Source organism: Mailhella sp. (genome assembly GCF_057866825.1).
Genome location: NZ_DBMAHT010000112.1, coordinates 1 through 2,644, shown reverse-complemented (window position 1 = coordinate 2,644; position 2,644 = coordinate 1). Strand labels below are relative to the sequence as shown.

Below are 2,644 nucleotides of genomic sequence, written 5' to 3'. Positions count from 1 at the left end.
GCCAGACCGTAGCCGTCGAGAATGAGAAAAAGGGTAGGTTTCACTACGGGCATCAATTATTCTCCTTTCCTTCCGCTGCTGTGGCGGGCAGCGCTTCGGCGCCGGACCAGAGGGCCTCAAGATGGTACAGTTCCCTGACCGGCTCCTGAAAAATGTGGACGATGATGTCGTTGAGGTCCACGAGAACCCACTGTCCTTCCTGATAGCCTTCGGTGCGCAGGATCTCGAATTTTTCCTTCTTGCACATTTCCGAAAGACCGTCGGCGAGGCTGCGCGCGTGACGGGCGGAGGAGGCCGAGGCTATGATGACGATGTCGGCCAGCGGGTTGCCTTCGGGAAGCCGGAATACGGCCAGATCACGTGCCTTGTGTTCGGCCAGCCACTGCTGAATGACGGGGGCCTTTTCGGAGGCGGGAAGCGTGGAATATTTTTTTTCTTTGGTCATGGTATCCCTCAATGTGCTCGGTATAATCTATAGGAATGGGGCGTAAGCATACATCAATCGCAGTTGGAGCGCAAATGTGCCCGGGGGCTCTTTCCTTTTTCGGCCGGGCCCGGTATGCACACGGCAGAAGGAGCGAGTTATGGTTGATTTTCATATCGTGATTGCCCGGGGCGTTCCCGGGGCGGGGCTGGACGCCGCGTCGGCCCTGCGGTACGCCGCGCTGGCGGGGCTGCGCTTCGTGGTGCTGGTCATGCCGAGCGGCGGCGACAACTTTTCCGAGCTGGAGGCGCTGGCGGCCCAGGTGCGTCGGCTCAGTCTTTACGCAAACGTGGAGGCCCGAACGGGCGTAGAACTTCGTCACGTGCCTCCGGCGCTTCTTCCGACCGTGACGGCGGAGGCGAGAAAGGCCGGCGCGGAAATCGTGCTGGCCTACGGCGAGACGCTCGGCGATCAGGTGGAGATCGGAACCAATATGGCGGCCGTGGAGGCAGGGGTGGATATTCTGACGCATCCCGGGCTCATTGATGCCGAGACGGCGGCATTTGCCGCGGAGCGGGGCGTTGCACTGGAGTTCACCTCATCGCCGAAGCACGCGTTGACCAACGCGCACACCGCAGGCATGGCGCTGCGTTTCGGCTGTCCGCTGGTGCGGGGGAGCGGAGCTACCTGCGCGGCGGAGATGACGCCAAGGTCGTTCTGGATGCAGATCATCAAGGGGGCGGATGTGTTCGGACAGCAGAATGGAAAAAGTAATTTATTGGAATTGTTGGAAAAAAGTGAACAGGCGCTCGTGCGGAAATGCATGACGATCAAACATCGGTGAAGAAAAAAATTAAAAAAACGTCAGGAAACGCTTGACGGACATGGCTCATCCTGCTAATTACACACCTCGCCGAGAGACGAAATGCTCATGTAGCTCAGTTGGTAGAGCGCATCCTTGGTAAGGATGAGGTCATCAGTTCAATTCTGATCATGAGCTCCATTCTTCTCATGTTCGGTACCAGAGTCGGGATGTAGCGCAGTCTGGGAGCGCACTTGAATGGGGTTCAAGGGGTCGCTAGTTCAAATCTAGTCATCCCGACCAGAATTTCAGGGAGCTGTGATGTGAGTCACGGCTCCCTTTTCTGTTAAATTTTTTCCGCTCAGATCCCTTTTTCCGCCCCGCCGTCTTTTCGCGTGCCGCAGGCGACTCTCAGAGTCACCTCGTTCCTCGCTCCCGCGGGCGTATAGCTCCTTCCGCAGAAACACCGCAGGCAGTCCGAGAGTCAGACTCTCTCCCGCGGACGCGTCGTTCCTGGCTTGTCTTTTTCTGCGCTCTCTTGTTCGTCAGCCCCGGTGGCTGCGGAAAAGCCAGCCCCGTCTGCAAAAAAGGGGGGAGATGCGCCATGGAAAAATGTTTTGGGGAACTTTCCACGACGTCCGAAACACGCTCTCTGACCTTATCACTCGCCGAAAAGGCAATCTTCCATCCCGGTATAATCCACGGAAATATATGAACTTTTGTGACTGAAGTCTCGCCACGTCCGGAACTTTTCCCCCTTTCCTAACCTGATTTCTCCAACAGTCACGGCATGCCGAATAGCTCTCACCTGTCAGTATGTTCGCGCTGGTCCATGACATGCTAAAAACAATTTCCACGCCCTCTGGGATCGTATCGCTCAGAAATACCGGATACCAAGCCTTCCCCAAAAGGCGAACATAAAAATTGCCGAAGTCCGCGCCGTTTCCGGTGTCAAATCCTGCTGAAAAATACCCCTTCGGAAGACAACGGACTTTTCTATTTTCGACCGGCGCACCAACGTTTTCCGAGCTTTTCCCCTGCGGGAAACATTGTATTTTGCGAACGGATTGCGTATATTCTCCCCATCTTTCACGAGGTCGCATCATGACTGCATCTTTCCGTACCCTCCGCTTTTTGCTGCTTATTTTTGTCATTATTTTTCTCACCGTGGGCGGAGAAGCCCGGGCGCAGGAAAAAATATGGCGGGTCATTTACGTGGAAGGCGGCCCCTTCTCCAACTATCAGCAGACGCTCGCCCAGATGGCCCGCGGTCTGGAAAAGCTGGGACTCATCGACAACGGTCAGGTTGCCGTGCCGAAAAATACGGAATCGACCACCGAGATGTGGCTGTGGCTGGCCGACAACGCCCGGGGATGCATTCGCTTTCTCCGCGACGGGCACTACTCCGCCGACTGGGA

The 2,644-nt window shown here is 56.3% G+C and carries 2 protein-coding genes, 2 tRNA genes and 1 pseudogene; 4 read left to right on the top strand and 1 reads right to left on the bottom strand.

Features of this window, described 5'->3' with window-relative positions; all coding sequences use genetic code 11:
• Positions 1-52: 52 nt before the first annotated feature.
• A complete protein-coding gene (gene rsfS, locus ACZM96_RS08870; RefSeq protein WP_294485721.1) occupies positions 53-445 on the bottom strand; it encodes a ribosome silencing factor in 393 nt (130 codons plus the stop codon).
• A 139-nt stretch (positions 446-584) separates the two neighbouring features.
• On the opposite strand from rsfS, the gene ACZM96_RS08865 reads away from it, so the two are divergent.
• From ACZM96_RS08865 to ACZM96_RS08850, 4 genes and pseudogenes are all read left to right on the top strand, one after another.
• On the top strand, positions 585-1,268 hold the full coding sequence (locus ACZM96_RS08865; protein WP_489488605.1) for a histidinol phosphate phosphatase domain-containing protein: 684 nt from the start codon (positions 585-587) through the stop codon (positions 1,266-1,268).
• Positions 1,269-1,351: 83 nt separating this feature from the next.
• Positions 1,352-1,427, top strand: a tRNA-Thr gene (locus ACZM96_RS08860).
• A gap of 25 nt (positions 1,428-1,452) precedes the next feature.
• Positions 1,453-1,529, top strand: a tRNA-Pro gene (locus ACZM96_RS08855).
• 801 nt (positions 1,530-2,330) lie between these two features.
• Positions 2,331-2,644 (top strand): annotated as a pseudogene (locus ACZM96_RS08850) (ABC transporter substrate-binding protein); the annotation flags it as partial.

Bases quoted from the DNA above. Each gene is read 5' to 3' on its own strand.
- ACZM96_RS08865 (WP_489488605.1), top strand. From the start codon at position 585: ATGGTTGATTTTCATATCGTGATTGCCCGGGGCGTTCCCGGGGCGGGG.
- rsfS (WP_294485721.1), bottom strand. From the start codon at position 445: ATGACCAAAGAAAAAAAATATTCCACGCTTCCCGCCTCCGAAAAGGCC.